General features: G+C 62.6%; 4 protein-coding genes. 3 read left to right on the top strand and 1 reads right to left on the bottom strand.

From position 1 onward, the window contains the following. The coding region (locus KA184_23730; GenBank protein MBP8132602.1) for a sodium:solute symporter at positions 1-758 on the top strand (758 nt) is incomplete at its 5' end. Positions 759-776: 18 nt separating this feature from the next. Further along, positions 777-1,202, top strand: coding sequence for an L-rhamnose mutarotase (locus KA184_23725; GenBank protein ID MBP8132601.1), 426 nt, complete (start codon positions 777-779; stop codon positions 1,200-1,202). Between the two features lie 66 nt (positions 1,203-1,268). Here KA184_23725 and KA184_23720 read toward each other — a convergent pair whose 3' ends face one another. Next, entirely contained in the window at positions 1,269-2,678 is a 1,410-nt protein-coding gene (locus KA184_23720) for an alpha/beta fold hydrolase (protein ID MBP8132600.1), read from the bottom strand. A 224-nt stretch (positions 2,679-2,902) separates the two neighbouring features. Here KA184_23720 and KA184_23715 point away from each other — a divergent pair. Beyond that, positions 2,903-3,399 (top strand): alpha-L-fucosidase (locus KA184_23715; GenBank protein MBP8132599.1); only part of this gene is annotated, 497 nt, incomplete at its 3' end.

Here is a 3,399-nt window from a genome sequence, read left to right as displayed (position 1 = left end):
TGCCCGTCTTCATATTTGTCTTGCCCGGTTTGATGTGCGCGGCTCTGGTCAGGAAAGGGGCCGTGCCCGGCGCCCCGCAGAGTTCCGAACATGTCTATGCGTTCCTGATCAGCACGCTCCTTCCCGCAGGCCTCCAGGGTCTCTTGGCAGCGGCCCTGCTCGCCGCGCTCATGAGCACCGTGTCCGCCGCGCTGAATTCCGTCGCCACGCTGTTCACGCACGACCTCTACAGACGATTCCGGCCCGATGCCAGCGACCGGAAACTGATCCGGGTCGGACGCCTCGTCACTTTCGCGGGGATGGTGGTCGCCGTGGCCTGGTCGCCCTTCCTGGGCCGTTACCCGACGGTTTTTCAGGGTATCACGGCCGCCATCTGCTATATCGCGCCGCCGATCACCGTCGTATTCGTTTTCGGCGTGTTCTGGCACGGCGCGTCGTCGCGCGCAGCCATAGTGACGCTGGTGACGGGTTCGCTTTGTGGGTTTACGGTATTCCTGCTGGACTGGTTTAAGGAAATAACGGGCTGGAACGTGCCCTCCATGATGTCGGGATTCTATCTGGCCGTGCTCTGCTCCATGGTCCTTGTTCCCGTCTCGCTCTTCTGTCCCGACGCCCGCTCAGCCGAACGGGATGCGCTGGTCTGGCCGAGTCTGCTGGCTGCGTTTCGCGGCGAGACCGGCCGTGGCTTATCGGATTACCGTGTCGTTGCAGCGACGCTATTCGCTATCATGGTGGTGTTGTACATCGTTTTTGCGTGACCAGAGGGAGAAGCGCATATGGAATACGGCCGTGGTTTAACGGTTTTTGCCATTCTGTGCCTGCTTGCGGGTTGCCAGCACGCCGCGCAGCGGCACGAGCCGCCGGCCCAGCGGTTTGGCAGCGTCATCGGCGTAAAAGCTGACAAACTGGACCATTACCGGGAACTGCACGCTAACGCATGGCCGGGCGTGCTTGCCATGATCACGCATTGTCACATCCAGAACTACTCCATCTACCTGCACAAGCTGGATGATGGCAACTACTACCTTTTCAGCTATTTCGAGTACACCGGCGATGACTTCAAAGCGGACATGGCGAAAATGGCCGCGGACCCGCTCACTCAGAACTGGTGGAAGGAAACCGACCCCTGCCAGTTCCCCGTCCAGAACCGCGGGGAAGGCGAATGGTGGGCAAGCATGGAAGAGGTGTTCCATTGCCCCTGAGACAAGGACGGCGCGGCCGCCAACCTGCAATGGGGTCCGCTCCGGAAGGGGCATTGCCGCCGGACATTACCCCCAGACGAGCGGGAACCAGAAGGCAGTCAACCAAGCGAGCGTGATGCCGCACGCCACCGCGCCGGACCGGTAATCCCCGGCGGCGCGCGTGGCCAGCGCGTGAACCGCGGCAACAAACACGAAGACAAAAGCCAATATGCCGAACATCATGCCCAGAAATGCTATCCCCGGCCCCATCAACTGCAGGACCAGACACAGGACAAGCAGCGGCACGGCGCGTGTCAGCGCGCCCACCGCAAACCGCTGAAGCGCTGTCTTCAAGGGCAGTCGTTCCAGCGCGCGGACGGTCACCGAAAACAAGCCCGCCATGACCGTGGAAAGAACAAGCCAGGCTGCGCACCGCTCGGGATGCAGGAGGCTGCACGTGTACACACTCACCGTGAACAGCCAAGAAAGCAACGTGACCAGCACGAGACTGAACACAACGCCGCGAGTCACGGCGGTCAGCAGACGCCCCGAGCGCGGCGGCGAGGCTTCGCCCGAACAGCGGAGCAGCCACGCGGCGGGGCGGAACAGGTTAAGACGTCCAGGCGGCTCAAGGGGCGTGCTCGGGGCCGGTTTGCCCGGGAAACGCAGCAAGACTACAACCCGTTGGGATACCGCAAGGGCCGATAAAGAGCCGGCGGCCGCGGCCAGCAGCAGCAAGCCCCAGCGCAGCCAGGGGAAAGCGGCTCCGGCGTCGATACCGAGCGCGCCGTTGAGCCATTCGGTGATGCCCCGAATCAACACCGGGTCGGCGGCCTCGCCGGTATGGTCGCTGTAAGGGCTGACGAGGATGTCGGCCTTTCCGTCGGCCCGTTTACGCGCCTGCGCCTCCGAGAACAGTTCTTCAAAGCGGCCAAACGCAAGCAGCGTTTTACACGCGGGCAGCGATTGAGGCAGCATTCCCATAGACACGAATGCGTCCACCTTCGGCGCATCGCGAAAGGCCCGGTCCCCCGCCTCGCCCCCCATGGAGTGACCCAGGTATGCGAGGGGCAACCCGGGAAAACGCGAACGGGCCCAATCGCACCATGCGTTCACTTGCTCGTGGTTGGACATCCAATCGAACCGTTCGCGGGAGCGGCCGTGCCCCCAGAAGTCGATGGCAACCGCTGCATAACCATTGCGCGCAAACGCGTTTGCCGCGAGCGCCAACACGCCTCTGTTCGCGGTTACGCCGTGCCCCAGCAACAGCACCGCCTTTGGCTCCGTCATTGTCCAGACCGTTCCCAGGCACGGCCTTCCGCCCGGACCCTGTACGGTCACCGCCTCGCACTGCAGTCCGGCGACGAGGTATACATTCACCACCACCCAGGCAAGCGAATACAACAGCCCGGCGGCCAACAACACCCGCCAGTGTCCGCCTGACCTCTTCGGGCCATCGCGGGGGATGCCCTCCCGCTCTCCGGCATCGGCATTCATACGCGCATCATAGAGCAAGCATCCGCGACCATCAAGGCCCGCGGACGGAACCGCCGCTGTCTCTTACGCGGCCGGAACAGATGCCCGTATGGCGGCGCACCGCCTTGAACGCGCCGCCTCTGGAGTCTTGGCATTCCGACAGGGCATGTTCTATAGTGGTTTATCGCGCACACACGCGGGCACGTATCCGGTGAAACTGCGCGGCAAGTAGAGGAAGATTTTCCATGCGGAATCTGACATCGCCTGTAATGACGTTCCTGTTCGTGTTCCTGCCGGTAATCGGGTCCGCGAACGCCCAAGAGACGCCACATTCCCCCGACCCGCAGTCCCTGGCCCAGTGGCAGTCCTGGCGATTTGGCATGTTCATCCATTGGGGTCCAGTTTCGCTGAAAGGCACCGAAATCGGCTGGTCGCGCGGGAAGCAAGTGCCGCGCGAGGAGTACGACCAGCTCTACACGCAATTCAACCCGGTCGGTTTCGACGCGCGCGAGTGGGTGCGCATTGCGCAAGATGCGGGCATGCGTTACATGGTCATCACGTCGAAACACCATGACGGCTTCTGTATTTGGGATTCGGCGCTCACGGATTACGACATCATGGCGACGCCGTTCAAGCGCGACATCTTGCGGGAGTTGTCCGACGCGTGCAAAGAGGCCAGGCTGCCCTTCGGCACGTACCATTCGATTCTCGACTGGTATCAGCCGGACTACAACGTCGAGGG

The organism is Candidatus Hydrogenedentota bacterium, from assembly GCA_018005585.1.
Lineage (GTDB): Bacteria > Hydrogenedentota > Hydrogenedentia > Hydrogenedentales > JAGMZX01 > JAGMZX01.
The sequence above is the reverse complement of the archived record's forward strand: the minus strand, read 5'-3'. Positions and strand labels throughout refer to the sequence as shown.